We start from the raw sequence: 247 nt of genomic DNA, 5'->3' as shown, positions 1-247 counted from the left end.
GGGAAGCCCTCAACGACCCGGAAATCCTGAAGGAGGCGATTCCCGGCTGCCGGGGAAATCGGACACCTAGCGCCGGCCCGGCGAATTACTCGAACACGATGCTGGGCACTGCCGCCTCGGCGGCGCCCCGGTGGTCGCATCCAAGCCGGACGGCGCGGAGGCGAAGATCTATCGCGATATCGCCGCGAGGGTATGGGACAGGGTGCAAGAGGAACGCGGCGCCGCCGAGGCGGCAGTGCCCAGCATC

1 pseudogene is annotated in these 247 nt (G+C 68.4%); it reads left to right on the top strand.

Annotated features, from left to right (window positions below):
* Positions 1-121: 121 nt before the first annotated feature.
* A pseudogene (locus EOA75_RS35510) lies at positions 122-247 on the top strand (sodium:proton antiporter); the annotation flags it as partial.

It is taken from the genome of Mesorhizobium sp. M1A.F.Ca.IN.022.07.1.1 (assembly GCF_003997575.1).
In the GTDB taxonomy this organism is placed as follows: Bacteria; Pseudomonadota; Alphaproteobacteria; order Rhizobiales; family Rhizobiaceae; genus Mesorhizobium.
This window is presented reverse-complemented; position numbering and strand designations above follow the sequence as displayed.